This window comes from Bradyrhizobium sp. WSM1253, assembly GCF_000244935.1.
GTDB classification, from domain to species: Bacteria; Pseudomonadota; Alphaproteobacteria; order Rhizobiales; family Xanthobacteraceae; genus Bradyrhizobium; species Bradyrhizobium canariense.
The window spans coordinates 4,232,442-4,257,273 of record NZ_JH600073.1 but is presented as its reverse complement, the minus strand read 5'-3'; the positions used below and the strand labels follow the sequence as shown (position 1 = coordinate 4,257,273).

General features: G+C 65.2%; 25 protein-coding genes, 1 tRNA gene, 1 pseudogene and 1 riboswitch. Of the genes and pseudogenes, 18 read left to right on the top strand and 9 right to left on the bottom strand.

Annotation, left to right across the window (positions count from 1 at the left end; translation table 11 throughout):
* Positions 1-9 precede the first annotated feature (9 nt).
* A riboswitch (SAM riboswitch) is annotated at positions 10-89 on the bottom strand.
* An 80-nt stretch (positions 90-169) separates the two neighbouring features.
* From BRA1253DRAFT_RS21690 to BRA1253DRAFT_RS21675, 4 genes are all read left to right on the top strand, one after another.
* The gene (locus BRA1253DRAFT_RS21690; RefSeq protein WP_007597858.1) at positions 170-1,306 is read left to right on the top strand and encodes a 2'-deoxycytidine 5'-triphosphate deaminase; all 1,137 of its coding nucleotides are present in this window, start codon (positions 170-172) and stop codon (positions 1,304-1,306) included.
* A gap of 177 nt (positions 1,307-1,483) precedes the next feature.
* Entirely contained in the window at positions 1,484-1,894 is a 411-nt protein-coding gene (locus BRA1253DRAFT_RS21685; RefSeq protein ID WP_007597856.1) for a PAS domain S-box protein, read from the top strand.
* A gap of 123 nt (positions 1,895-2,017) precedes the next feature.
* Positions 2,018-3,070: a hypothetical protein gene (locus tag BRA1253DRAFT_RS21680; protein WP_007597854.1), complete on the top strand. Its 1,053-nt coding sequence runs from the start codon at positions 2,018-2,020 to the stop codon at positions 3,068-3,070.
* A gap of 321 nt (positions 3,071-3,391) precedes the next feature.
* Positions 3,392-4,837, top strand: a complete 1,446-nt coding sequence (locus BRA1253DRAFT_RS21675) for an MATE family efflux transporter (protein ID WP_007597852.1) — start codon at positions 3,392-3,394, stop codon at positions 4,835-4,837.
* Here the strand turns inward: BRA1253DRAFT_RS21675 and BRA1253DRAFT_RS21670 are convergent.
* The 5 genes from BRA1253DRAFT_RS21670 to BRA1253DRAFT_RS21650 form a co-directional block, all read right to left on the bottom strand.
* A complete protein-coding gene (locus tag BRA1253DRAFT_RS21670) occupies positions 4,834-5,316 on the bottom strand; it encodes a hypothetical protein (RefSeq protein WP_007597850.1) in 483 nt (160 codons plus the stop codon). The genes BRA1253DRAFT_RS21675 and BRA1253DRAFT_RS21670 overlap by 4 nt on opposite strands.
* Before the next feature lie 100 nt (positions 5,317-5,416).
* A complete protein-coding gene (locus tag BRA1253DRAFT_RS21665) occupies positions 5,417-5,818 on the bottom strand; it encodes an SRPBCC family protein (RefSeq protein WP_007597849.1) in 402 nt (133 codons plus the stop codon).
* Between the two features lie 190 nt (positions 5,819-6,008).
* The gene (locus BRA1253DRAFT_RS21660) at positions 6,009-6,368 is read right to left on the bottom strand and encodes a VOC family protein (protein ID WP_007597847.1); all 360 of its coding nucleotides are present in this window, start codon (positions 6,366-6,368) and stop codon (positions 6,009-6,011) included.
* 56 nt (positions 6,369-6,424) lie between these two features.
* Positions 6,425-7,264, bottom strand: a complete 840-nt coding sequence (locus BRA1253DRAFT_RS21655; RefSeq protein ID WP_007597845.1) for a helix-turn-helix transcriptional regulator — start codon at positions 7,262-7,264, stop codon at positions 6,425-6,427.
* Between the two features lie 9 nt (positions 7,265-7,273).
* Positions 7,274-7,852 carry a methylated-DNA--[protein]-cysteine S-methyltransferase gene (locus tag BRA1253DRAFT_RS21650; protein ID WP_007597844.1) on the bottom strand — a complete coding sequence of 193 codons (579 nt, stop codon included), beginning with the start codon at positions 7,850-7,852 and terminating at the stop codon, positions 7,274-7,276.
* A 171-nt stretch (positions 7,853-8,023) separates the two neighbouring features.
* Between BRA1253DRAFT_RS21650 and BRA1253DRAFT_RS21645 the strand changes: the two genes are divergently transcribed.
* Positions 8,024-8,097 (top strand) — tRNA-Gly (locus BRA1253DRAFT_RS21645).
* Positions 8,098-8,101: 4 nt separating this feature from the next.
* Here BRA1253DRAFT_RS21645 and BRA1253DRAFT_RS21640 read toward each other — a convergent pair.
* Positions 8,102-9,094, bottom strand: coding sequence for an alpha/beta fold hydrolase (locus BRA1253DRAFT_RS21640; protein WP_007597843.1), 993 nt, complete (start codon positions 9,092-9,094; stop codon positions 8,102-8,104).
* A 169-nt stretch (positions 9,095-9,263) separates the two neighbouring features.
* On the opposite strand from BRA1253DRAFT_RS21640, the gene BRA1253DRAFT_RS21635 reads away from it, so the two are divergent.
* Both BRA1253DRAFT_RS21635 and BRA1253DRAFT_RS21630 read left to right on the top strand, forming a co-directional pair.
* A complete protein-coding gene (locus BRA1253DRAFT_RS21635) occupies positions 9,264-9,845 on the top strand; it encodes a helix-turn-helix domain-containing protein (RefSeq protein WP_007597841.1) in 582 nt (193 codons plus the stop codon).
* A gap of 10 nt (positions 9,846-9,855) precedes the next feature.
* Positions 9,856-10,323: a GNAT family N-acetyltransferase gene (locus BRA1253DRAFT_RS21630; protein WP_007597839.1), complete on the top strand. Its 468-nt coding sequence runs from the start codon at positions 9,856-9,858 to the stop codon at positions 10,321-10,323.
* Position 10,324: 1 nt separating this feature from the next.
* On the opposite strand, the gene BRA1253DRAFT_RS21625 is transcribed toward BRA1253DRAFT_RS21630, so the two are convergent.
* On the bottom strand, positions 10,325-10,852 hold the full coding sequence (locus BRA1253DRAFT_RS21625; protein ID WP_007597837.1) for a DUF1003 domain-containing protein: 528 nt from the start codon (positions 10,850-10,852) through the stop codon (positions 10,325-10,327).
* Positions 10,853-10,964: 112 nt separating this feature from the next.
* Here BRA1253DRAFT_RS21625 and BRA1253DRAFT_RS21620 point away from each other — a divergent pair, with 112 nt between their 5' ends.
* The 8 genes and pseudogenes from BRA1253DRAFT_RS21620 (at position 10,965) to BRA1253DRAFT_RS21585 (ending at position 19,069) form a co-directional block, all read left to right on the top strand.
* On the top strand, positions 10,965-12,023 hold the full coding sequence (locus BRA1253DRAFT_RS21620) for a LacI family DNA-binding transcriptional regulator (protein ID WP_007597836.1): 1,059 nt from the start codon (positions 10,965-10,967) through the stop codon (positions 12,021-12,023).
* Between the two features lie 83 nt (positions 12,024-12,106).
* On the top strand, positions 12,107-13,561 hold the full coding sequence (gene xylB / locus BRA1253DRAFT_RS21615; RefSeq protein ID WP_007597835.1) for a xylulokinase: 1,455 nt from the start codon (positions 12,107-12,109) through the stop codon (positions 13,559-13,561).
* Positions 13,562-14,884, top strand: a complete 1,323-nt coding sequence (gene xylA / locus BRA1253DRAFT_RS21610) for a xylose isomerase (protein WP_007597834.1) — start codon at positions 13,562-13,564, stop codon at positions 14,882-14,884.
* A gap of 12 nt (positions 14,885-14,896) precedes the next feature.
* A complete protein-coding gene (locus BRA1253DRAFT_RS21605; RefSeq protein WP_007597833.1) occupies positions 14,897-15,655 on the top strand; it encodes an ATP-binding cassette domain-containing protein in 759 nt (252 codons plus the stop codon).
* Positions 15,655-16,737 (top strand): ABC transporter permease, encoded by a 1,083-nt coding sequence (locus BRA1253DRAFT_RS21600; RefSeq protein WP_007597832.1) that lies wholly within the window; start codon positions 15,655-15,657, stop codon positions 16,735-16,737. The genes BRA1253DRAFT_RS21605 and BRA1253DRAFT_RS21600 overlap by 1 nt, the downstream gene beginning before the upstream one ends.
* A 94-nt stretch (positions 16,738-16,831) precedes the next feature.
* Positions 16,832-17,764, top strand: a complete 933-nt coding sequence (locus tag BRA1253DRAFT_RS21595; protein WP_007597831.1) for a sugar-binding protein — start codon at positions 16,832-16,834, stop codon at positions 17,762-17,764.
* Between the two features lie 102 nt (positions 17,765-17,866).
* A pseudogene (locus tag BRA1253DRAFT_RS21590) lies at positions 17,867-18,121 on the top strand (aldo/keto reductase); the annotation flags it as partial.
* Between the two features lie 99 nt (positions 18,122-18,220).
* Positions 18,221-19,069 carry an amidohydrolase gene (locus BRA1253DRAFT_RS21585; protein WP_007597829.1) on the top strand — a complete coding sequence of 283 codons (849 nt, stop codon included), beginning with the start codon at positions 18,221-18,223 and terminating at the stop codon, positions 19,067-19,069.
* Positions 19,070-19,090: 21 nt separating this feature from the next.
* Here the strand turns inward: BRA1253DRAFT_RS21585 and BRA1253DRAFT_RS21580 are convergent, their stop codons facing one another.
* Positions 19,091-19,894 carry a RimK family alpha-L-glutamate ligase gene (locus BRA1253DRAFT_RS21580; RefSeq protein WP_007597828.1) on the bottom strand — a complete coding sequence of 268 codons (804 nt, stop codon included), beginning with the start codon at positions 19,892-19,894 and terminating at the stop codon, positions 19,091-19,093.
* A gap of 400 nt (positions 19,895-20,294) precedes the next feature.
* Between BRA1253DRAFT_RS21580 and BRA1253DRAFT_RS21575 the strand changes: the two genes are divergently transcribed.
* From BRA1253DRAFT_RS21575 to BRA1253DRAFT_RS21565, 3 genes are all read left to right on the top strand, one after another.
* A complete protein-coding gene (locus BRA1253DRAFT_RS21575) occupies positions 20,295-21,068 on the top strand; it encodes a ferredoxin--NADP reductase (RefSeq protein ID WP_007597827.1) in 774 nt (257 codons plus the stop codon).
* A gap of 218 nt (positions 21,069-21,286) precedes the next feature.
* Entirely contained in the window at positions 21,287-23,008 is a 1,722-nt protein-coding gene (locus BRA1253DRAFT_RS21570; protein WP_198288258.1) for an FMN-binding glutamate synthase family protein, read from the top strand.
* A gap of 99 nt (positions 23,009-23,107) precedes the next feature.
* On the top strand, positions 23,108-23,350 hold the full coding sequence (locus tag BRA1253DRAFT_RS21565) for a PilZ domain-containing protein (protein ID WP_007597823.1): 243 nt from the start codon (positions 23,108-23,110) through the stop codon (positions 23,348-23,350).
* A gap of 180 nt (positions 23,351-23,530) precedes the next feature.
* On the opposite strand, the gene BRA1253DRAFT_RS21560 is transcribed toward BRA1253DRAFT_RS21565, so the two are convergent.
* Positions 23,531-24,826 carry a hemolysin family protein gene (locus BRA1253DRAFT_RS21560; RefSeq protein ID WP_007597821.1) on the bottom strand — a complete coding sequence of 432 codons (1,296 nt, stop codon included), beginning with the start codon at positions 24,824-24,826 and terminating at the stop codon, positions 23,531-23,533.
* Positions 24,827-24,832: the final 6 nt, after the last annotated feature.

Below are 24,832 nucleotides of genomic sequence, written 5' to 3'. Positions count from 1 at the left end.
GGGCCGGGATCACAGAGGTCCCCGGCCTGTTTAGCGACTTATTTAACGTGGCTGCAAGCCGGCCGGCTCAAATCACCACGGGATAAGTCATGCTCATATTCCGCAATGCCCTTTCCGTCAAGACGTCCATCGGATAGCCGTAAAACGCTCATATTGCCCGCATGTCGGGATGTGTTTGATCCCTGATGAGGACCCCGGGTTGACGTTCACGGTCGCCGCCGACGCCAATGGTATCCTGCCCGACCGCATGATCGCGGCGATGGCGGAGGGCGGTCTCATCCTGCCCGCTTACGACTTCGTCGAAAGCCAGATCCAGCCGGCGAGCCTCGATTTGCGTCTCGGCGATATCGCCTATCGCGTTCGCGCCAGCTTCCTGCCTGGTCCCGGCGCCACCGTTGCCGAGCGCATCGACGAATTGAAGCTGCACGAGTTCAGCCTCGCCGACGGCGCGGTGCTGGAGACCAACTGCGTCTACATCGTGCCGCTGCTCGAAAGCCTCGCGCTGCCGCCGGAGATCGTCGCGGCCGCCAACCCGAAGAGCTCGACCGGTCGGCTCGACGTCTTCACCCGCGTGATCGCCGACGGCACCCGCCGCTTCGACATGATCGGTGCCGGCTATCACGGCCCGCTCTATGCCGAGATCAGCCCCAAGACGTTCCCGGTGCTGGTCAGCGAGGGCTCGCGCCTGAGCCAGGTACGCTTCCGCACCGGCGATGCCATCCTCAACATCGACGACCTCGAGGCGCTGCACGCGACCGAACGTCTCGTCGATATCGACGATGCCGATCTCACCGGCGGCGTCGCCGTCTCCGTAGATCTCTCCGGCGAGAAGAGCGGCGGCTTCGTCGGCTACCGCGCCAAGCGCCACACCGGCGTGATCGACGTCGATCGCCGCGCCGGCTATTCCGTCGAGGAGTTCTGGGAGCCGATCTCGGCCCGTCCCGACGGCAGCCTGATCCTCGATCCCGGCGAGTTCTATATCCTGGCGTCGAAAGAGGCGGTGCAGGTGCCGCCCGATTACGCCGCGGAGATGGTGCCGTTCGATCCGCTGGTCGGCGAGTTCCGCGTGCATTATGCCGGATTCTTCGATCCCGGCTTCGGCTATGCCGGCGCCGGCGGGTTGGGGGCGCGCGCCGTGCTCGAAGTGCGCTCGCGCGAGGTGCCGTTCATCCTCGAGCACGGCCAGATCGTCGGCCGCCTCGTCTATGAAAAGATGCTGGCGCGCCCCGACGCCATGTACGGCCAGCGCATCGGCTCAAATTACCAGGCCCAGGGGCTGAAGCTGAGCAAGCATTTCCGGGCGTAGGGATAGCCTCACCTTCCGCTGTCATGCCCCGGCTTGACCGGGGCATCCAGTACGCCGGAGCCTATCGGTTCGATCACATCCGCCTCTGGAATACTGGATCGCCCGATCAAGTCGGGCGATGACACCGAATCTGTGTCAGGATAAGAAGCGAATCCGGGCTACGTCCGAGGTGGCGAAATGACAGATCAATCCGAACTCGAGGCAAAAATCCTCGACGACGTCGCAGACGCGCTGATCTATTCGGATCGCTCCGGCACGATCATGCGGTGGAATCGCGCATCGTCCGCACTGTTCGGATTCTCCGCGGACGAAGCGCTGGGTCAGAATCTCGACCTCATCATTCCCGAACATCTGCGTGCCGCGCACTGGAAAGGCTTCGAGGCCGCGCTTGCCAGCGGCGCGATGAAGCTTGCGGGCAAACCGACACTGACCCGCGCGCTGCACAAGGACGGACGCAAGCTCTACATCGAGATGACCTTTGCGCTGGTGCGGGATGCCGCTGGAGTGGTGCAGGGGTCGGTGGCGATGGCCCGCGACGTCACCGAGCGCGTCGAACGCGAGCGTGCCGCCAAAGCCGCGCAAATCTAAGCCTGCGCAAAATTCGTGATGCGGAATTGGCGAGCCGGCGTGCAGGGCGCCCTGCATGCGGCTCAGCTTGTCCGTCACCGGATGCAGTGACACACTCGATCAAAACAACGATCGGGAGCGAACATGACCGCCGCATCTGACCCCGCGCAGGAAGCTCAATGGAAACGCTGGCGCGCGGTTGCCGATCTCAATCACGCCTATTTCACCGGTCTGATCCTCACCGTGGTCACGCGTCGCGGCACGGCGGATGCTGCGGAGTTCGTCTTTCGCGTGTTCCGCCGCCAGCAGCAGGAGCGCTTTCTGCCGGGGCTGGAGAAGCTCGGGTTGACCCATCTGCCGCCCGCCGTGGCGGCCGCGCAATATCACTACCTCTCCAACTGGATCGGCGGCGTGCACGTCGAATACATGTATGAGAGTGATCGCAAAGCCTGGATCCGCTATCCGCCGCCGCGCTGGATCTGGAAGGGCACCGCCATCTGCGGCGTGCCGGGCGAAGTCTCGCGCGCGATGCTGCGCGGCTGGCACGCCAACAACGGTGTGGCGCTCGGCGATACCAGATTAGGGTTCGTCTGCACCAAGCAGAGCGTCGACGGCCAGGATGGGCTCGAAGGCTACTATTATCAATATGACCAGCCCCTCGAACTCGACCAGCGCCTCGTGTTCGCGCGGCATCTCGAAGCGCCGCCGTTCGATGCAGCCGCCGCTCCGGCGTTGCCAGTCGCAAGCTGGCCCAGACCGCGACTGGAAAAAGCCTATCGCAACTATGCGATGGAATATGTGCGCACCGCCGCGCCCGTGATGGTGCAACTGTTCGGTCCGGAGGATGCCGGCTATCTCCTGCACCTCACGGGCAAGCTGATCGGGATGCAATATTTCGATGAGGTCGCTGCGGCGCTGTCGATGGGCCGCGGCGGTGCGAGCGAATTCGCGACGTTCCTCAACGCGCTGTTGGTCGCGCAGGACGATGTGGCTGAGACGACGCAATCCGAAGGCATGTTCGAAATCCGTCAGCAGAGCTGGAAGTTGATGGACGGCGTTGCCGATGACCACCCTGCCTGCACCAAGGTGCTGGCGGGGTTGTTCGAAGGGCTCGCGGCCGGATGCGGGCGGCACATCGGAGTGCACCTGTCCCCGACATCGCGCGGCCGTCCGCCATTGCTCTGGACGATTGGGTAATGCCGCGCGGGCGTTGGCCTCGTGGTTCGAGACGCCAGCTTCGCGGGCTCCTCACCATGAGGGTCCGACATGTCACCGCGAAACAAGACCTCATCCTGAGGAGCCCGCGACGCGGGCGTCTCGAAGGATGGCCCCACGGGGACTGAGAGCCGCAATTCCACGGGCTGAAATGCGCTGCCGCAGGGCACGCCTGCACCTAGCGCAGGAGGAATCGCTGCGCATCGTGCTAACAAGCCTGTCGTTGCGCCCTGCGCGCGAACCAATTCATTGGTACACCCAAGCATTGCCGCGCCGCAAATGGCGCTTTCGCCCGGAGAGGACATGTCAGACATCGCCGAAATCCCGGTCGATGAACAAGAGCGTCCGCTGCCGCCGCCCCCGCGCCCTGTGAGGAGCGCGCTGATGGACGGGCCGATCCTGCGCACGCTGCTCGGACTGGCCTGGCCCAACGTCGTCGCGCTCTCAGCCGGCACTTGCACGGTGATTGCGGAGACCTCCTATATCGGACGTCTTGGTGTGGAAGCGCTGGCCGCGATGGCGCTGGTGTTTCCGACAGTGATCCTGACCATGACCATGTCGGGCGGTGCGATGGGCGGCGCGGTGGCCTCCGCCATCGCGCGCGCGCTCGGCGCCGGCGATCGCGAGCGTGCCGGGACGCTCGCCGCGCACGCGCTGCTGATCGGAATCAGCTTCGGCCTCGTCTTCATGCTGGGCATGCTGATCTTCGGACCGCGCGTTCTGGAAATGCTCGGTGGCCGCGGCGACGTGCTGACGCATGCGATCGCCTACACCCAGGTGTTTTTCGGCGGCGCCGTGCTGCCCTGGCTACTCAACACCATGGCCGGAATCCTCCGCGGCACCGGCAACATGAAGCTGCCGTCGCTGTTGATCCTCAATTCTGCGGCCTGGCAGATCGTGCTTGGCGGCACGCTCGGCCTCGGGCTCGGTCCGGTGCCGCAATTCGGTATGCGCGGCGTCGCCGCCGGCGCGCTGATTGCCTATTGCATGAACATCGGCGTGATGGGCTGGTACCTGTTCTCCGGCCGCGCCCGCGTGACGCCGAAACTGCGCGGACTTCGGATCCAATGGGCGATGTTTTTCGACATCCTGAAGGTCGGCGCCATCGCCTGCTTCTCGCCGCTGCAATCGGTGCTGACGATCTCGATCTTCACCCACATGCTTGCGAAATTCGGCACCGCGATCCTCGCCGGCTACGGCATCGGTGCGCGGCTGGAATTCCTGCTGACCTCGATCGCGTTCTCGTTCGGCATCGCCTCGGTGCCGATGATCGGCATGGCGGTCGGCGCCGGTCGCATCGCCCGCGCGCGGCGCATCGCCTGGATCGCGGCCGCGAGCGCCTTCGTCGCCGTCGGTGCACCGGCTTGCCTGGTCGCGATCTTCCCCGATCTCTGGGTCAACATCTTCACCGACAGCGCGACCGTGCGCGCCACCAGCCATCAATATTTGTCGACGGTGGCGCCGTTCTACGCCTTCATCGGCCTTGCCTCGACGATGTATTTCTCGTCGCAGGGCGCTGCCAAGGTAATCGGCCCGGTGCTGGCGCAGACCGCGCGGCTGATCTACATCTCGGCGGTCGGCTGGTGGCTGTCGACGCACGATGCCACCGCGCAAAGCTTCTTCTGGCTGGCGGCGAGCTCGATGGTCGTGCTCGGCCTGCTCTCGTCCTCCAGCGTGGTGCTGACGCGCTGGGGACCGCGCCAAACCAAACCTGCGATCAGGCCGGCTCTGTCGGCCGCTGCGGACTAGCGATGCCTGTGGCGGCGATGGCCGCCACCGCCGCCGACATTGGCGAGCCGCATCAGTTGCGGAATCATCGCCATCATGTCGCCGCCACCGGCGCCGCCGAGCATGCCCATGATATCGCCGCCGCCCATGCCGCTCATTCCAGTCAGCATATATCCGCCTCCGCCCATCGGTGCGTAGCCGCCGTAATTGGGCGCCCCGAAACCGCCGCCGAGATTGCCGCCGCCGAGGCCGCCAATTCCGCCGCCGCCATTCTCCATCATGCGGCTCATCATTGGGCCCATGGTCTGCATCATCATGCCGAAGCGGCGCTTGCCCATCTTGGCCTTCATCATCTCCAGCATCGGCGCCATCTGGGTCATCATGTCCTCGCCGCCGGCACCGCCGCCGCCGAGGAATTGCGCCTTTGCCGGCGCGCTCGAAATCGAAAACATCAGCAGCACGGCGGCCGCCTGGCAGATCACCTTGTCCGCACCTCTCATGGCCTGCTCCTCGCGTGCGTGGCGCCGCCGGGAGAGCGGAGCCAACCGGGCGCACGCCGCCATGGTTACGGCGGACAAGGGCGGGGCTCTGTGAGAAATATCACGCAGCCGCCGCTGGAAACGCTCGGTGTATGGCGGCGACAGCGTCCTTGGTCTGTCCCTGCACATAGGGCGCGAGCTCATTCGGCAGCATGTCGATGATCCAGACCAGGCGGCTTCTCGCCTCGCCCTCGGCGATCACCCGCACCGAGGCGCTGTAATGCTTCAGCCGCTCGTTGTTGATCGCGTAGACCAGCCGCTGCCGCGCATCGTCGCAATCGACCAGCACCTCGCGCGCCACCGATCCATTGGCGAAGGTGACGACGCGCGCGTCGCCGTCGAGCGCGCAGGCCGTGACGAAGCCCGGCGCCAGCCGCCGATGCAGCGCGCCGAAATCACGCACCGCATCCCAGACGTCGCGCGCCGGGGCGTTGAGGGGAATGTCGTTGTGGATGGAGGCCATTGTTGAATCCTGGTTGAATCCTGTGATGTAGAGAAGCGAGCGATAGCGCCGTCATCTCAGCTGTCATCGCCCGACTTGATCGGGCGATCCAGTATTCCAGAGGCCGCTGTGATGAATCGAGAAGCTGCGGCGTACTGGATGCCCCGGTCAAGCCGGGGCATGACAATGTGTGTGGTGAGGCCTGCCGTACTCACGTGCAAACCGCCTCGACATTGTTGCCATCGGGATCGATCAAAAACGCCGCGTAGTAAGTCGGGCTGTAATCCTTGCGCGGGCCGGCGCCGCCATTGTCGCGACCGCCGCTCTTCAGGCCCTCGCTATGGAATGCCTTGACCGAATCATGATCCCCAGCGCGAAACGCGATATGCGCGCCATCGGCTTTCCGCCCCTTGTTCAGGTGCAGCCACAGCGCCGGCGCGCCCTGCGGTCCGAAGCCGGCATAACCGTCGCCGCTTGAGCACAGGACATAACCGAGCGGCGCCAGCACTGCGGTGTAGAAGCGCGTTGCGGCGTCGAGGTCGGCAACGCGCAATCCGATATGGTCGTACATGGTCGTCTCCATTGCCAAAGCGCGCCGCAATCGGCGCGCGCCGGAGACGAACCTAGTCAGTTGAGGATGAGTTGCTCTTGGAGAATCTTGCGCTCTCCCTTCGAGGCCTGACGGAACTTGGTCGGCGAGACGCCGGCGGCGCGGTGGAAGGTGCGGACGAAGTTGGAGAGATCGCCGAAGCCGACGTCATAGGCGATGTCGGTAACTGCGATGTCGTCGTCGGTCAGCAGCCGCGCCGCATGCCGCAGGCGCGAGCGCACTAGATATTGATGCGGGGTGACGCCGAGCACGGCCGAGAACAGCCGCAGGAAATGGAACGGGCTGAGCCCTGCCTGCCGCGCCGCCTGTTCGAGGTCGACTTCGGCATGCGAATTGGCGTCGATCCACAGCGCGGCTTCCACGGCACGGCGGCGGTCGCGCGCGGTCGGCGTCGTCGGCTTGCGCGCCTTGCCCGAGACGACATCGACGAAACGGCCGGCGAGGATCTGGCCGACCTCGTCGAGACCGAGGTCGCTGTTGCCATCTGCCGCCGTCTGGGCGAGCTCGCCCAGCACCATCAGCTCGGGCAGCGGCGGCGTTGCGCCGACCTGCCAGACGTCTCGCCGGCCGCCGAGCGCGTCGACCAGATCCTCGCCGAGGAAAAAGGACAGGCAGACGTCGCCGGCGACATGCTCATGCGTGCAGGTGTATTCCTCGCCCGGCGCACCGACCAGCATCGAGCCCGCGACCAGATCGAAGAAGCCGGCGCGGCAATGACAGCCAAAGCTTCCGGCGCGGACATAGGCAATGGAATGGCCGGTGCGACACTCCGCAAACGGGCTGTCGTCCGGTCCCGCGTCGCAGCGAAACTCGGAGACGGTCATCGAGGGGGTCGTCAGCAGCGTGGTTGCATCCATCCCGCCTATCTAGGTGGAGGGCCTCGGCGAGGCAACGGGCAGCAGCACGTCGAACAGCGTCTTGCTGGCGATCGGATGGGCGCCCTCCAGCGACAGCAGCCGCCGCTTGGAGATCACCCCGCCATAGGGCGAGAGCCGGTCGGTGTAATTGCCGGCCTCCAGCACCCGGTGGCAGGGCACGATCAGCATGTAGGGATTTTTCGCGATCGCCTGTGCCACAGAATGCGCGGCGCCGGAGGCGCCCAGCGCCTTGGCGATCTCGTGATAGGTGCGCGTCTCCCCGCGCGGGATGGCGCAGGCCGCCTCGTAGACCCGCCGGTTGAAGCCGGGCACCCCGCTCGCATCCAGGCTGACCTCGGAAAAATCAGCATCGCTGCCTTGCAGCAAGCCCACGATGCCCTCGATCGCGAACGCGGCGTTCGCGGACGGCCGCTGCTCGCGCGCCTCGGGATGGACCTGGAAAATCCGGCGCCGGGTGTCGATCTCCCGCGCCTCGGGCAATTGCACGGCGACGATACCGGTGCTGCTCCAGATGATGCCGCAGCGCCCTATGGTCGTGTCGAATATCGCGTAGCCACGCCCCACCATGCACACGCCCCACTCAGTGCACGTCTCCCCAGACAGGCGATCATAACACCGCCACAATCCGGCGCACCCAAAATCTTACCGGAAACTTAAGAAGGGTCAGGCGGCCTGCGCCAAAGCGCTTGGCGAGATGCGCCGTCTCGGCTAATCAGAGCGGGCGCAGGCTGCGCATCCGCGGGCGTAGTTCAATGGTAGAACGGCAGCTTCCCAAGCTGCATACGAGGGTTCGATTCCCTTCGCCCGCTCCATCCTTTAGTTCGGCAGGCTCCGCAGAAATTCCACGATCGCCGCATTCACCTCCGCCGGCCGTTCCTGCTGCGTCCAGTGTCCGCACCCAGATAGCATCTTGATCCCGCGCAGTTGCTGCACCCATTGCTTCATGTTGGCAACGTGCTCGGCGGCGCCGGGGAAGGCCATGACCATGTCGTGGTCGCCGGCGATGAAGAGCGAGGGCACGACCACCTTGACGCCCTCGAAGGCGCCCATCAGCTCCCAGTTGCGATCGATGTTGCGATAGTAATTGAGCGGTCCGCGAAACCCACTGTGGGCAAATTCGGCACCGTAATAGTCGAGGTCCGCGCTACTCAGCCACGGCGGCAGCGGCACCTGCATTTTCGGTAGCAAGCCGTCCTTGCGAGAGACCATGCCGACACCGGCGGTCCGCCCTTGACGCTCGGCATTGGCGCGGATCACCGCCGCGCCTTCGCCGGAACCGCCATAGAGCATGGCGCCGAGCGTTGCGCGCGGATCCCTTTCGAATTCCGCTTCGGCGACACCCGGCTCCTGGAAATACAGTTGATAGAACTGCGCGTCCGACGTCTGTGGCATTACACTCGTCGGCGGCACCGGACCGCGCGGTCGATAGGGCACGCTGAGAATGGCGGCGGCGCGGAAGCGATCGGGCCGCAGGCGCGCCGTGTGCCAGGCGATCGTCGCGCCCCAGTCGTGCCCGACGATGACGGCGTCCTTCGCCTCGAAAGCGTCGAGCACGCCGACGAGGTCGCCGACCATGTGGAGGATCGTATACTGGTCGATCGCCTCGGGCTTGTCGCTCTTGCCGTAGCCGCGCATGTCGGGCGCGACAGCGTGGTAGCCGGCCGCGGCCAGCGCCGCGAGTTGGTGACGCCAGGAATACCAACCTTCCGGAAAGCCGTGGCAGAGTAGCACCAGCGGCCCTTCGCCCTGTTCGGCGACGTTGAGGCTGATGCCGTTGGCCTTGATGATCCGTTGCGTCGGTCCGTTCATGCCACACCTCCCGCTGCATCGTGATTGCGCCCATCCTAAACGTTGCTGCCCCGCGCGCAAAGGTTCCAATATATTAGCCCGTCGATCCCGGCATACGCCGCTGCTCCGGCCTAATCTTCTCGTCCGGCGGATGCGGTCCCTGCGACGGGCAACGTTTGGATCAGAGATCATGGACCAGCAAAAGCTCGACCGCGCGATCGGTCGCCGATTGAAGACGGTGCGGACGCAAGCCGGCATGACGCTGAACGAACTGGCGGCGCGGTCCGGCGTCAGCCGGGCTATGATCGGGCGGGTGGAGCGGGCGCAGAGCAGTGCGACGGCGTCGCTGCTCAACAAGCTCTGCGCGGCGCTCGATGTGTCCTTGAGCGACGTGGTGGCGTTGGCCGAAAAGCCGCCGGAGCGGCTGGTGCGGCTCGCCGACCAACCGCACTGGCGCGATCCCGACAGCGGCTATCGCCGCCGTCACGCCTCGCCGACGGACGCGGCGAGCGGCATCGAGGTTATCGTCGTCGATTTGCCGGCCGGCGCGCGGGTGCCGTACAGCCCCTGGGGGCGCAACGCCTTCACCCAGCAGCTGCTGATGCTGGAGGGCGCGATCGCCGTGCACATCGACGCCAAGGCGGTTCGCCTGCGCGAAGGCGACTGTCTCGACTTCGACGTGATGCGCGCGGTGATCTTCGAGAACGAGACCAGACAGGACGCGCGCTACGTCATCATCACGCGCCGCGGCGCGTCCTACGGCAAGATGTGAGGCCCTGACGATGCAGATCCGCACCGGCGACACCTTTGATCCGCGCGTCATCGCGCTGCTCGACCATCACGTTGCGGCGGCGCGAGCACAGACCGCGCCGGGCAGTGCGCATGCGCTTGATCTCGCCGGGCTTCGTGCCCCGGAAGTCGCGTTCTGGACCGGCTGGGACGGCGACACGCTGGTCGCCACCGGTGCGCTGAAGTCGCTGTCGGGAGCGCATGGCGAGGTGAAGTCGATGCACACGCTCCAGACCACGCGGCGGCGCGGCTTTGGCGGTGAGATGCTCCGCCACATCATCACGGAAGCCCGCGCGCGCGGCATGGCGCGGCTCAGCCTCGAAACCGGCTCCTGGGACTATTTCAAGCCGGCGCACGCGCTCTACCAGGCGCATGGCTTTGTCCTCTGCGGCCCGTTCCAGGGCTATGTCGAGGATCCCAACAGCCTGTTCCTGACCCTGGATCTGTCGGCGAGCCGATAGCTCAGGAGCGCGTCTCCTCGATCCTGTCGAGCACGCGCTCGGGGGCGATGTCCCGGCTTGCCTCCTCCAGATCGCGCTTCGAATCGGGCTGGACGTCGAGCCGCTCGGCGATCTGCGTGAGCAGGCGGGCAACCTTGGTCAATTCGTGCTCGGCGAGAAGGCTGATCTGGAGATCGAGATCGGCGCGCTTGTCCGCTGCTGCGCTCATGCGGTTCTGCGAGATCAGCACGAATGTCGACAGGAAGATCGCCTCGACCGAAGCAATCATCGCCAGCACCACGAAGCTCTCGTCCCAGGCCGGGATTCCCGGCAGCCAGTGCAGATTGGCGATGATCCAGAAGCCGAACACCGCGACATGGAGATAGACGAACGCCATGCTGCCGGTGAACGCCGTGATCGCATCGGCAAGTTTTTCCTGACCCCTGGCACCGCGCTGCTCGCGGCGGCGGCGCTCGACCAGGGCCTGGATGTTGCGCTCGAGCGTCGGGCTCAATCCCTCACCGGGATCATGGGTGATATCGTTATGCACGGGGCAGCAACGGCGGACGGGAAAAGCTGTTCCTGGGCTCAGCCGAGGGAAAATGCTCGCCGCCCCTCAAAATGAGTTGCGTACCTCAAAACACCTCTGCTAGCCTTCAGCCATGGCCGAGACGCTCACCACGACTGCGCTGACGCTGAAGGACATCGCCCGCCAGGCCGGCGTCAGCCTCGCGACGGTGGACCGCGTCCTGCACAATCGTCCGGGCGTGCGGCCGGATACGGTCCGGCGCGTCAAGGAGGCGATCGAGCGCAATTCGTTCCAGCCGCACGTGGCCGCCGCCGAGCTCGCCCGCGGCCGCGCCCGCCGTTTCGCCTTCGTGATGCCGTCGGGGCCGAACCCGTTCATGCAGCAGATCCAGGACTATCTCGGCGAGATGTCGGGCTGGCTGTCGTCCCGCCGCCTCGGCGTCGAGACGGTCGCGACCGACGTGTTCGATCCGTCCGTGCTCGCCGCTTCCCTTGAAGGGCTCTCGGATGATTACGACGGCATCGCCGTGGTCGCGCTGGACCATCCCGGCGTCCGCGCCGCCATCGACGATCTCGTCGATGCCGGCGCCAAGGTCGTGACGCTGGTCTCGGACGTGCCGTCGTCGCGCCGGCACCATTATGTCGGTATCGACAACATTGCCGCGGGGCGCACCGCCGGCGCGCTGGTCGGGCGGCTGGTCGGACAAAAGTCCGGCAAGGTTGCGATCGTCGCGGGCTCGCAGGGCCTTCGCGACCATGCCGAGCGCATTTTTGGCTTCAACCAGGTGATGGCGTCGGAATTCCCCGGCCTCAGCGTGCTGCCGGTGCTCGAAGGACGCGACGAGGACGCGCGTTCGGAACAATTGTTGGTGCGGCTGCTGGGCAGGCATACCGATATTGTGGGTCTTTATAATGTCGGCGCCGGCACGCAAGGCGTCGCCAACGCGTTGAATGAGAAGGCCTTGAGCGATGCCGGCCGCGACAGGCAGGTGGTGTTCGTCGGACACGACCTCACCGCGCTGACGCGCCGGCTGCTGCTGCAGGGCGTGATGCATGCCGCGATCTCGCAGAATCCCGGACACGAAGCGCGCGCCGCCGTGCGCGTGCTGCTCGCGCTCGCCCGTGGCGAGCCGATCTTGCGCGAACAGGAGAAGATCAGGATCGACATCGTGATGCGAGACAATCTGCCTTAACGGCAGGTGGAATTCAAAACGACCCCGTTGCGGATAAGGCGACCTTGAGTTCGCGCACCGCAACAGGCGAAAGGGAGGACGGCGTGTTTCTCGGAATCGACATCGGCACATCAGGTGTGAAAGCGGTGCTCGTCAGCGAAGCCGGCGCGGTTGTCGCGACGGCGGCGCGAGAGCTCGCGCTGTCGCATCCCGCGCCGCTGTGGTCCGAGCAGGATCCCGATGGCTGGGTCGATGCGGCGGTCGGCGCGGTCGACGATCTTGCCGCCCGCCATCCGCGCGAGGTCGCGCGGATGCGCGGCATCGGGCTATCCGGCCAGATGCATGGCGCGACGCTGCTGGACGAGGACGGACGGCCGCTGCGTCCCGCGATCCTCTGGAACGACGGCCGCTCGCACGCCGAATGCGTCGCGCTGGAGCGGCGCTGCCCCTCGTTGCACACCATCGCCGGTAATCTGGCCATGCCCGGCTTCACCGCGCCGAAGCTGCTCTGGGTCGCCAGGCATGAGCCAAAAATCTTCGCGCGCGTCGCAAAGGTGCTGCTGCCGAAGGCCTATGTGCGCTATCGACTGACCGGCGAGATGATCGAGGACATGTCGGACGCGGCCGGCACGCTGTGGCTCGACGTCGGTCTGCGCCGCTGGTCGGCGCTGCTGCTGCATGCCACCGGGCTCGATCTCCACCACATGCCGCGCCTGGTCGAGGGCAGCGAGGTCAGCGCGACGCTCGCGCCGGATTACGCCCAACGCTGGGGCATGGCAAAGAATGTCGTGGTCGCCGGCGGCGCCGGCGACAATGCCGCGAGCGCGATCGGGCTCGGCGCCATCGCGCCGGGCGATGCCTTCCTGTCGCTTGGCACATCCGGCGTGGTGTTCCGCGTCACTGATCGGTTCGCGCCGGCGCCGGCCTCGGCGGTCCATGCGTTCTGTCACGCGCTGCCCGGCCGCTGGCATCAGATGGGCGTGATGCTGTCGGCTGCGGCTTCGCTGGCCTGGCTCGCCGGCGTGATGGAGGTTCCGGCCGCAGCGTTGCTGGCGCCGCTCGGCGAGCGCGTCGATGGACCGAGTCCGGTCAAATTCCTGCCCTATCTCGACGGCGAGCGCACGCCGCACAACGATGCCGCCGCCAGCGGTGCCTTCGTCGGCCTGCGCGGTGCGACCGGGCGCTCCCAGATCGTTCAGGCCGTGCTCGAAGGCGTCGCCTTCGCCGCGCGCGACAATCTGGCGGCGCTGAGCGCGGCCGGCGGACCGCTTGCCGAGGTCGATCTCGTCGGCGGCGGCTCGCGCTCGCCGCTGTGGGCGCAGATCTGCGCAGATGTGCTCGGCATTCCCGTCCACCGCGTCGAGGAGGGCGAGGTCGGGGCGGCGCTCGGCGCCGCCAGGCTCGGACGGCTCGCCGCCACCGGCGAAGACGCGGCTGCGGTTTGCACCCGTCCGCGCCGGCTCGCGAGCTTTACGCCTCGCCCATCGGTCAGTGCGGCCTATGACGAGGCCTATCGCCGCTGGCGCGAACTTTATCCCGCCTTGAAGGAGTGTGCCTAAGTGAACGCGTCAGCGAAATTCTTCGATACAAGCGTACCTGTCGCCTTCGCCGGCGGGGATGCGGGAAACGCGCCTGCCTTCCGCTGGTACGATAAGGACCGCCTCGTCCATGGCCGCAGGATGGAGGACCATCTGCGCTTTGCGGTCTGCTATTGGCATTCGTTGTGCTGGCCCGGCGGCGATCCCTTTGGCGGCGAGACGTTCCTGCGACCCTGGCATCACGGCGCCGATGCGATGGCGCAGGCGCGCGCCAAGGCTGACGTCGCCTTCGAACTGTTTCGTCTGCTCGACGTGCCCTTCTTCACCTTCCACGACGTCGATGCGGCGCCGGAAGGTAACTCGCTTGGCGAATCCGTCGCCAACCTCAATGCCATCGCCGATCTGTTCGAAGCGAAGATGGCCTCGAGCAAAGTGCGCCTGCTCTGGGGCACCGCCAATTTGTTCACGCATCGCCGCTACATGGCGGGCGCGGCCACCAATCCGGACCCCGAGATCTTCACCTATGCCGCCGGCCAGGTCCGCGCCGCTCTGGAAGTGACGCACCGTCTCGGCGGCCAGAACTACGTGCTGTGGGGCGGGCGCGAGGGCTACGAGACGCTGCTCAACACCGATCTCAAGCGCGAGCTCGACCAGCTCGGCCGCTTCGTCTCGCTGGTCGTCGAGCACAAGCACAAGATCGGCTTCAAGGGACCAGTACTGATCGAGCCGAAGCCGAAGGAGCCGACCAAGCATCAATATGATTTCGACGTCGCCACCTGCTACGGCTTCCTCGCGCGTTACGACCTGCTGAAGGACGTCAAGCTCAACATCGAGCAGAACCACGCCATCCTCGCCGGCCACTCCTTCCATCACGAGGTCGCGCTCGCGGAGGCCCTGGGTGTGTTCGGCTCGCTCGACATCAACCGCGGCGACGATCTGCTCGGCTGGGACACCGACCAGTTCGCGATGAACGTGCCCGAGCTTGCCCTGGTGTTCCACGAGCTCCTGAGCCGCGGCGGCTTCAGCTCGGGCGGGCTGAATTTCGACGCCAAGATCCGGCGCCAGTCGATCGATCCCGACGATCTGATCCATGCCCATGTCGGCTCGATGGATGCCTGCGCGCGTGCGTTGCTCGCTGCCGCGGACATGCTCGACGCGGGCGTGCTCACTGCGCCGCTCGCGAAACGCTATGAGGGATGGGCCGGGCCCGAGGGCCGCGCCATTCTCGGCGGCCAGCGCTCGCTCGCCGAGCTTGCCGACCGTGCGCACGGCCCGGGCTTTGACCCGCAGCCGCGCTCGGGTCGGCAGGAATATCTTGAATCCCTCGTCAACCGCTACGTCTGAGGAAGGCCGCTGATGACAAATGCACAAGCGACACCGGTCCTCGAGCTGACCGGCATCGGCAAGGAGTTCGGCGCCATCCGCGCGCTGCATGATGTCGACATGCAGGTCCTCCCCGGCGAGGTCGTCGGCCTGATGGGCGACAACGGCGCGGGCAAGTCGACGCTGGTCAAGATCATCGCCGGCAATTTCCGCCCCAGCCACGGCGAAATCCGCTTCGCCGGCAGTGCGGTTCATTTCAACCGGCCCGTCGATGCCCGCGGCGTCGGCATCGAGGTGGTCTATCAGGACCTTGCGCTCGCCGACAATCTCACGGCGGCAGCCAACGTCTTTCTCGGCCGCGAGCTGAAGCGCAGGATAGGGCCGTTCGCGTTGCTCGACCACAAAGCGATGGCTGCGCGTGCGTTGGAGCTGTTCGGCGAGCTGCGCTCGGAGACGCGCCCCGACGATCTCGTCAAGCAGATGTCGGGCGGTCAGCGCCAGGCGGTTGCGATCGCGCGGACGCGGCTCTCCAACGCGAAGCTGGTCATGATGGACGAGCCCACGGCCGCGATCTCGGTCCGCCAGGTCGAGCAGGTGCTCGGCCTGATCCACCGGCTGAAGGAGCAGGGCGTTGCCGTGATGCTGATCTCGCATCGCATGCCCGACGTGTTCGCGGTGTGCGATCGCGTCATCGTCATGCGCCGCGGCGAAAAGCGGGCCGACAAGCCCATCCACCAGACCTCTCCCGAGGAGGTCACCGCCCTGATCACTGGCGCGAAGGAGGCGGCGTGATGGCCATGCCCTTGGAATCCCCGATCACCTTTTCGAACATCGGCAAGATCAGATGGTGGCAGCGCGGCATCTTCGCGTCCCAGACCGGCTATGTCCTGCTCGCGCTGGCAGTGCTGCTGGTGGTCATGCATTTCGCCAGCCCGTACTTCTTCACCGAAGGCAACATGCAGAACGTGGCGAAGAATTTCTCCTTCATCGCCATTGCGACGCTCGGCGTCACCTTCGTAATCATCACCGGCGGCATCGATCTGTCGGTGGGCTCGATGATGTGCTTCTCCGCCATGGTCACCTCGATGGTGATGACCGAGCTGTCGGCGCCCGGCTCGCCGGCAGGCTCCCTGTTCGTGCACATGGCGGCCGACGGCAAGACCGTGCTCGCCAATGTCCCCGGCCTGATCCTGGTGGTCTCGCTTCTCGCCGGCCTCGGCGTCGCGCTGCTCGCCGGCCTCGTCAACGGCTTCTGTATCGCGGTGCTCGGCCTGTCGCCGTTCGTCACCACGCTCGGCATGCTCTCGATCGTGCGCGGGCTCGGCTATGTCGTCTCCAACGGACGCGGCAGCTTTCCAGGTGGGCCGGATGCCGATTATTTCTACGCGCTCACCTCGGGCGACGTGCTCGGCGTGCCGGTGCCATTCATTTATCTGATCGTCCTCGCGCTGGCGATGGCCGTGCTGCTGCACCACAGCGCGTTCGGCCGTCACGTGTTCGCGCTCGGCGGCAACGAGAAGGCGGCCGAACTCACCGGCATCCCGGTCGTGCGGGTGAAGATCGAGGTTTATGTGATCTGCGCGCTCGCCGCAGGCCTCCAGGGCATCATCATCTCCGGCTGGCTCGGGTCGGCGCCGGCCAACATGGCGACGTCCTACGAGCTCAATGTGATCGCTGCGGCCGTCATCGGCGGTGCCAATCTCGCCGGCGGCATCGGCGGTCCGCTCGGCGCCATCGTCGGCTGCGTGCTGCTCGAGGTGATCCGCAACGGCCTCGTGCTCGCCCAGGTCAGCTCCTACTGGCAGCAGACGCTGGTGGGCGTGATCATCATCCTGGCCGTATTGGTCGACCGCATCCGCTCGCGGATGATCTGAAACGACGTCGCTCCGGGACGGCAACGAAAATGCCGCCTGTCCGCTTCCCGGACGATCTCAAGAGGACAGGCGCCAAAGAAGGGTGGAGGAGACGATGAGGAAATTTATTCTTGCCGGAATCGCGGTCGCGATGATGGCTACGCCGGCGTTTGCCGCAAACTACCGGTTCGTGATCGTGCCCAAGGCGATGAACAATCCGTTCTTCGACTTCGCGCGCGACGGCTGCCTGAAGCGTGCCAAGGAGCTCGGCAATATCGAGTGCATCTACAAGGGACCGGTCGAGCACGAGCCGGCGACGCAGGCCCAGATCATCCAGGACTTCGTCACCCAGAAGGTCGATGGCCTCGCCATATCCGTTGCCGACGTCGCGGCGATGACCAAGTCGATCGACGCGGCGACCGCGGCCGGCATCCCCGTCATCACCTTCGACGCCGATGCGCCCGGCGCCAAGCGCATCGCTTATATCGGCACCAACAACAAGGAGTTCGGCGTGGCCCTCGGCAAGCAGCTCCTGAAGCTGCGGCCCGACGGCGGCAAATACGCCATGGTCTCGGGTGGTCCCGGTGCCAAGAACCTCGCCGAACGCGTCGACGGCGTCCGCGAGGCGTTGAAGGGCTCGAAATGGACCGAGGTCGCGGGCTCGCCGACGTTCTGCAACGACGATCCCGCGCTGGCGGTTCAGCAGATGACTGACATGCGCACCGCGACGCCCGACCTCGCCGCGATCGTTCCCATCGGCGGCTGGCCGATGTTCGCCCCCGAAGGCTTCAAGGCCTTCGCCTCCAGGTACAAGAAGGATATCGATTCCGGCAAGTTCACGCTTGTCGTGGCCGATACGCTGAAGATGCAGCTCGAGCTGTTGCGCGATGGCTATGCCAATGCGTTGGTTGGTCAGCGTCCGTTCGAGATGGGCGAGAAGGCGATGGACACGCTGCTCGCCATCAAGAAGGGCGAGAAGGTGCCGGAGATTGTTTACACCGGCCTCGATCTCGTCACCAAGGACAACGTTGCGCAGATGTTGAAGTAGGAGCGTCGCCAGCCCCGCGCTCCTGCGTGCCTCTCCCGCTTGCGCTTGTCGCAAGCGGGAGAGATGATTTCGCTGTTGGGGAAGACTGTTGAGGCAATGGGAATGAAAAGGTCGCGGCTCGGCTCTCTCGATATCACCTCACTCGGCCTCGGTTCCGCCCCGCTCGGCGGATTGTTCACCCCCGTCAGCGATGCCGATGCGGAAGCGACCATCGCCCGCGCCTGGTCGCTCGGAATCCGCTTCTTCGACACCGCGCCGCTCTACGGCTTCGGCCTCGCGGAGCGTCGCCTTGGGGCATTCCTGCGGCAACAACCCCGTGACTCCTGCGCCATCTCGACCAAGGTCGATCGCCTGCTCGACGAGCTCTGCCGCAAGCACGGCACGGAGATGAGCTGGGAGCTGCGTGGGCGAAAACTCGTCGATGCCCGCACGCCATTGCCGGGCGGAGCGTAAGGCATGATCGTCGACGCTCACCAGCATTTCTGGGATCCCGCGCGCGCCGACTATCCCTGGATGGACGCGCCCGAGCTCACGCCGCTCCGGCGTGCCTTCGGTCCGGCCGATCTCGCGCCGCTCTTGAAAGCCAACGGCATCGACGCGAGCATCCTGGTGCAGTGCCGCTCCGCACTGGCGGAGACCGAGGAATTTTTGCGGATCGCGCATGCGACGCCGTCAGTGATTGGCATCGTCGGCTGGGCCGATCTGACCGACGCTGAACTTGGCGAGACGCTGGAGCAGTTGCGTGCTTCGCCCGGCGGCGACAAGCTGGTCGGCATCCGCCACCAGGTCCATGACGAGGCCGACCCGGATTGGCTGTTGCGCGAGGACGTCCAGCGCGGCCTCACGGCCGTGTTCGCGCACGATCTCGCCTACGATTTCCTGGTCCGCACCCGCGAGCTGCCGGCCGCGATCGCAACCGCACAAGCGTTCCCGCAGGCGCGCTTCGTGCTCGACCACGCAGCCAAGCCGCCGATCGCCGATGGCGGAAGCACTGAATGGTCCAATGGCATCGCGGCACTCGCGGCCTGCGGCAATGTCTGGTGCAAGGTCTCGGGGCTGGCGACGGAAGCGGTGTGGAGCGACTGGAATGCGGAGCGGCTGTTTCCATTCGTCGCGCACGCCGCGACCTGCTTTGGCGAGAATCGCCTGATCTTCGGCTCGGACTGGCCGGTATGTTTGCTCGCGGGAAGCTATGGCGAGATCAAGGGCGCGCTGGAGGCGTGCCTGATGGAGCTCGGGCCGCAGGTGCGGGAGAAGGCGTTCGGCGTGAATGCCAAGGCTGCGTATCGGCTGCCGGTGAGTTGAAGTCGCCAGCGCGCGCGTCGCTCAGTGTTCTCCACCAAACACCCGATCCAGCGCGGCATCGTACGTCGTCTGCACCAGCTCCGGATGCAGCTTCGCCAGCGCCTCCATCATCACGCCGGAATTGATCTCGAGCACACGCCAGACGCCGTCGACGTGCACGAGGTCGACCGAGGCGAAGCTGATGCCGATGGCGTTGGCGGCGTGGATGGCGAGCTTTGCGCAGGCTGCGCGTAGATCGTCGTCCCGCATCAGCACGGGCGTTGCACCCGCATCGAGATTGTGCCGCCAATCCGGGCCAAGCTGCTTGCTGTAGACGACGAGTGGCACATCGTCGAGCAGTACCACGCGAACTTCATCCTCGATCACGACATAGGGTGAGATCACGAGTCCGGCGCTCATCGAAAAGGCTTCGCCAACCGCATGATCGAGCTCTGTTTCCGTCGTTACCCTGAAGACGGATCGTCCCGATGTCCCGTCGTTCGGCTTCACCACCACGCCTTGCGGATTGTCGTGAAGCAACGCCAGCATGGTCTCTCGCCAGGCGACGCCGACAACCTTCCCGCCCAACTTCGGATTGAGGAAGAGGCGATGGGGAATGCAGGGCACGCCCTCGAGCGCCAGCACCTCGGCGGCGGCCGATTTGTCGTTGGCCAGGCGGTGCGCGATGGCGCTGTTGAGGCCGATGTCGTAGCCGAACGCGAAGTGGCGCTGCTCGCCCCGGCGCATCGCGAGCAGCCAGCCATCGGCGCGGACATCGAGCGCGATGCCATGGGTCGCGCAATAGCGCTTGATCGCCTGCACGAAGATCCGCTCGCCGCTCGCCATGTGTCTCAGTCGCCAGTCCCAGTCGTCAGTTCCAGTCGATCTTGGCGCCAAAAGCCGCAAAAATCCGGGAAACGGCGCCAAACGGGGGTGAAATCAGAGCTATTCTTAATGAAATTCTCGCGAGCACTACGGAAATTAAGTGCTGTATTCGAGCCCCGGAGGGAAAAGAAATTGCCCTCCGCATGCGCCGGACAGCAGATCCATTAATGGTGTGACCATTTCCGCCGCAAATGCCGGTTTGACCGGCATCAATTGCATCCGGAACGAGGTTGATTATTGGTCTCAATGGCGTAGATCACACTCGCGAAATCCTCCGCCATGGCAATGGTGTCCGCTCCGCTTTCAGGGGCCGGGCAACGCTTTTGCCCTAAAACCGCAATTATTCGGAATATCGAAAATCATGAGCGCGTTTTACCGAGAGAAGGTTCTTTCCGTCCAGCACTGGACCGACACCCTGTTCAGCTTTCGCGCAACCCGCGATTCCGGCTTCCGCTTCCAGAACGGCCAGTTCGCGATGATCGGCCTCGAGGTTGAGGGCCGCCCGCTGCTCCGCGCCTACAGCATGGCGAGCGCCAACCACGAGGAAGAGCTCGAGTTCTTCTCGATCAAGGTTCAGGACGGCCCGCTGACGTCGCGTCTCCAGAAGATCAAGGAAGGCGACACCATCCTGGTCGGCCGCAAGGCGACCGGCACGCTGATCACCGACAACCTCATCCCCGGCAAGCGGCTGATGCTGCTCTCGACCGGCACGGGCTTGGCGCCCTTCGCCAGCCTGATCAAGGACCCCGAGGTTTACGACCAGTTCGACAGCATCGTGCTGGTGCATGGCTGCCGTCAGGTCTCCGAGCTCGCCTATGGCGAGAAGCTCGTCGCCGGTCTTCGCGAGGACGAACTGTTCGGAGAGTTGCTTGCGGACAAGCTCATCTACTACCCGACCGTGACCCGCGAGCCGTTCAAGAACCGCGGCCGCATCACCGACCTCATCAGCTCCGAGCAGATCTTCAACGACATCGGCCAGGGTCCGCTCGACATCGCGACCGACCGCATCATGATGTGCGGCAGCCCGGCGATGCTCGAAGAGCTGAAACTGATGTTCGAGGGCCGCGATTTCGTCGAGGGATCCGGCAACAAGCCCGGCCATTTCGTGATCGAAAAGGCCTTCGTCGAGCGGTAGGCCCTCTCGGCGTCGTCCTGGCGAAAGCCAGGACGCTTGCCTGGGTAAAGCGCCGTGACCGGTTAATGGCCATCCATTCCGGGCTCTGCTGCACCGCAGCAGCCCGCCCATCGGGCTGATTGATTTGTCCCCGCCGAATTCGCTAGCCTGAAACAACCGCCGCGTCATATCCGTATGACAGGCGCGGGCGTATCGTACCGCCTCATGCTGGCGAGAGGATGGGAATCGTGGCCGACGAGAATAAGACGCAGGAATCGCCTCACTTATCGGCCAACGTATCCGCCAAACGGCTGCCGCTGGTGGAAGAGGGGATCATGGAAACCCTGCTGCTGCCATTCTCCCCGCGCTTCATCGTCCTGACGATCTGCGCGGTGGTCACCGCGCTGCTGATCGGCATCGGCATCGCCGACCGCAAGATCTTCGACATCCTGCTGATCCCGATTCTGATCTTCGGCGCGTTGACGCTGCTGGGCGTCCGTGACCTCATGCAGAAGGGCCACGCCGTTCTGCGCAACTACCCGATCTCGGCGCATATCCGCTTCCTGCTCGAAGAAATTCGCCCGGAGATGCGGCAGTATTTCTTCGAGAGCGAGAAGGACGGCATGCCGTTCTCGCGCGACATTCGTGCGGTGGTCTATCAGCGCGCCAAGATGCAGCTCGACAAGCGTCCGTTCGGCACCCAGGAGGACGTCTACCGCGAGGGTTATGAGTGGATGCATCACTCGGTCTCGCCGAAGACGCATGCCGAGGAGAAATTCCGCGTCACCATCGGCGGACCGGATTGCGCCAAGCCGTATTCGGCTTCGGTGTTCAACATCTCCGCGATGAGTTTTGGCGCGCTCAGCCCGAACGCCGTGCGCGCGCTGAATGCCGGCGCCAAGAAGGGCGGCTTCGCGCACGACACCGGCGAGGGCGGCTTCAGCCCCTATCACGCGGAGATGGGCGGCGACATCATCTGGGAGATCGGTTCGGGCTATTTCGGCTGCCGCCATCTCGACGGCGCCTTCGATCCCGAAGCCTTCGCGCGCGTCGCGAGCCAGGACCAGATCAAGATGGTCGAGCTCAAGATCAGCCAGGGCGCCAAGCCCGGTCATGGCGGCGTGCTGCCGGCGGCGAAAGTCTCGGAGGAGATTTCCAAGATCCGCGGCGTCGCGATGGGTGAGGATTGTATCTCGCCGGCCTCGCATCGCGCCTTCTCGACACCTGTCGGCATGATGCAGTTCATCGGCGAGATGCGAAAGCTCGCCGGCGGCAAGCCGACCGGCTTCAAGCTGTGCATCGGCCATCCCTGGGAATTTTTGGCGATCTGCAAGGCAATGATAGAGACCGGCATCTATCCTGACTTCATCGTGGTCGACGGCAACGAGGGCGGCACCGGCGCCGCGCCGCTCGAGTTCATGGACCATTTGGGCATGCCGATGCGGGAGGGCGTCAATTTCGTCCACAACGCTCTGATAGGCATCAACGCACGCGACCGCATCAAGATCGGCGCCTCCGGCAAGATCGCCACCGCGTTCGACATGGCACGTGCCATGTCGATCGGCGCGGACTACTGCAATTCGGCGCGCGGCTTCATGTTCTCGCTCGGCTGCATCCAGTCGCTGAGCTGCCACACCGATCGTTGCCCGACCGGCGTCGCGACGCAGGACCCGACGCGTGCGCGTGCGCTCTATGTGCCGCTCAAGATCGACCGCGTGCACAATTACCACCTTGCGACGCTGCACTCGCTGACCGAGCTGATCGCCGCGGCCGGTCTCGAACATCCGCAGCAGCTGCGCCCGATCCATTTCTCGCAGCGCACCTCGACGACGGACGTGAAATCGTTCGCGCAGCTTTATCCGTCGCTGCGTCCGGGCGAACTGCTCGAAGGCACCGAAGACCCGCGCTTCCGCGACGCCTGGCGTATGGCGCGGACAGAGACGTTCCAGCCGGCGCTGTAGGCGCCGGTCCACTTGCAAGGCCGCAGGCCCCGCGCGCAAAAGCATCGCAACGAGGGCTGCGTTTAACGTTTGGTTCAACTTTGGGTGTAGATTGTCGCCATGGATGAGCGGCGCGACAAGGCAAGGCATCGCGTGCTGAAGGCCGGAACGATCGAGTTCGGCGGCGGCGGCGCGATCGACTGCACCATCCGCAACCTGTCCGATACCGGCGCCGCGCTCGACGTCAGCAGTCCCGTCGGCATCCCCGACCATTTCAGCCTGTTCGTCCAGGCCGACGGAACACATCTCGCCTGCACCGTGATCTGGCGCAAGGAAAAGCGGATCGGGGTGAGGTTCGGGTGAGGGCCAGCGCAACAAATTCCACTGTCGTCCCGGCGAAGGCCGGGACCCATACCGCGTGATTTATCGATAGTGCGCAGACGGCAGCACCGCGCAACTCTCAATCTTCGCCAAACTCAATTGTGTGGTTATGGGTCCCGGCTTTCGCCGGGACGACGTGTTGAGAGTATCGCGAGCGCGCGCTCATCCCGTCTCTACTTCACCCAGCCGGCTTGCGAGAATCTTGTCGATCCTCCGTCCGTCGAGATCGACCACCTCGATGTGCCAGCCGCCGAAGTCGAAGGCGTCGCCGACATCAGGCAGCACGTTGAATTGTTGCAGCACGAGGCCGGCGACGGTGTTGTAGCGGTGTGGCGGCAGTTCGATGCCGAGCAGTTCGCCGAACTCGTCGACCGGCATCCAGCCCGAGACCAGCAGCGAATCGTCCGCGCGCTTGACATAGGCCGGTTCCGGCGGGCCTTCCTCGGAATGGAAGGCGCCGACGATCGATTCCAGAATGTCAGCCGTCGTCACGATGCCTTCGAAGGCGCCGTATTCGTCGTAGACGAGGCCGACATGCACCGGCGCAGCCTTGAGGATCGCCAGCACGTCGCGGGCATCGGCCGAGGCGGGAATGCCGGGCGCCTCGCGAACCAGCACGCGCAAATCCGGCGTGCGCTCGTTCATGAAGGCGACCAGCAGGTCCTTGGCCTGGAGCACGCCGATCGGCTTGTCGCGGTCGCCGTCGGAGACGGGAAAGCGCGAATGCGGACTCTTGGCGATGGTCGCTTGAATGCTCTCCGGCGTATCGTTCAGGTCGATCTCGTTGACCTCGGTGCGCGGCGTCATGATCGCGCCGACCGGCCGGTCGCCGAGCCGCATCACGCCCGCGATCATCTCCTTTTCACCTGACTCGAGCACGCCCGCGCTTTCGGCCTCGCTGACGAGATGATGGATCTCGTCTTCCGACACCTTCTCTTCGGACTTGCCGCCGTGGCCGAGCAGCGTGAGGATCAGCTTGCCGGAGAGATCGAGCAGGAAGACCAGCGGCAGCGAGACCTTCGCAAGCACGTGCATCGCGGGTGCAACCCTGACCGCGATGCTCTCGGGGTCGCGCAGCGCCACCTGCTTCGGCACCAGCTCGCCGACGATCAGGGTGGCGTAGGTGATGAGCGTGACGACCAGGCCCACTCCGACGATGTCGGCAATTCCTGCGGACAGGCCGAGCTCGAGCAGCCATTGCGTCAGCCGCTGTCCGAGCGTCGCGCCCGAGAACGCGCCGGAGAGGACGCCGACTAGCGTGATCCCGATCTGCACCGTCGAGAGGAATTTGCCGGGATCGGCCGCGAGCGTCAGCGCCCGCTCGGCGCCGCGGACGCCCTTTGCGGCGAGCATCGACAGCCGGGCCGGGCGTGACGAGACCACGGCCAGCTCGGACATGGACAGCAAGCCGTTGATGACGATCAGGACGACGACGATGGCGAGTTCGGCGGAAAGCATTGATGT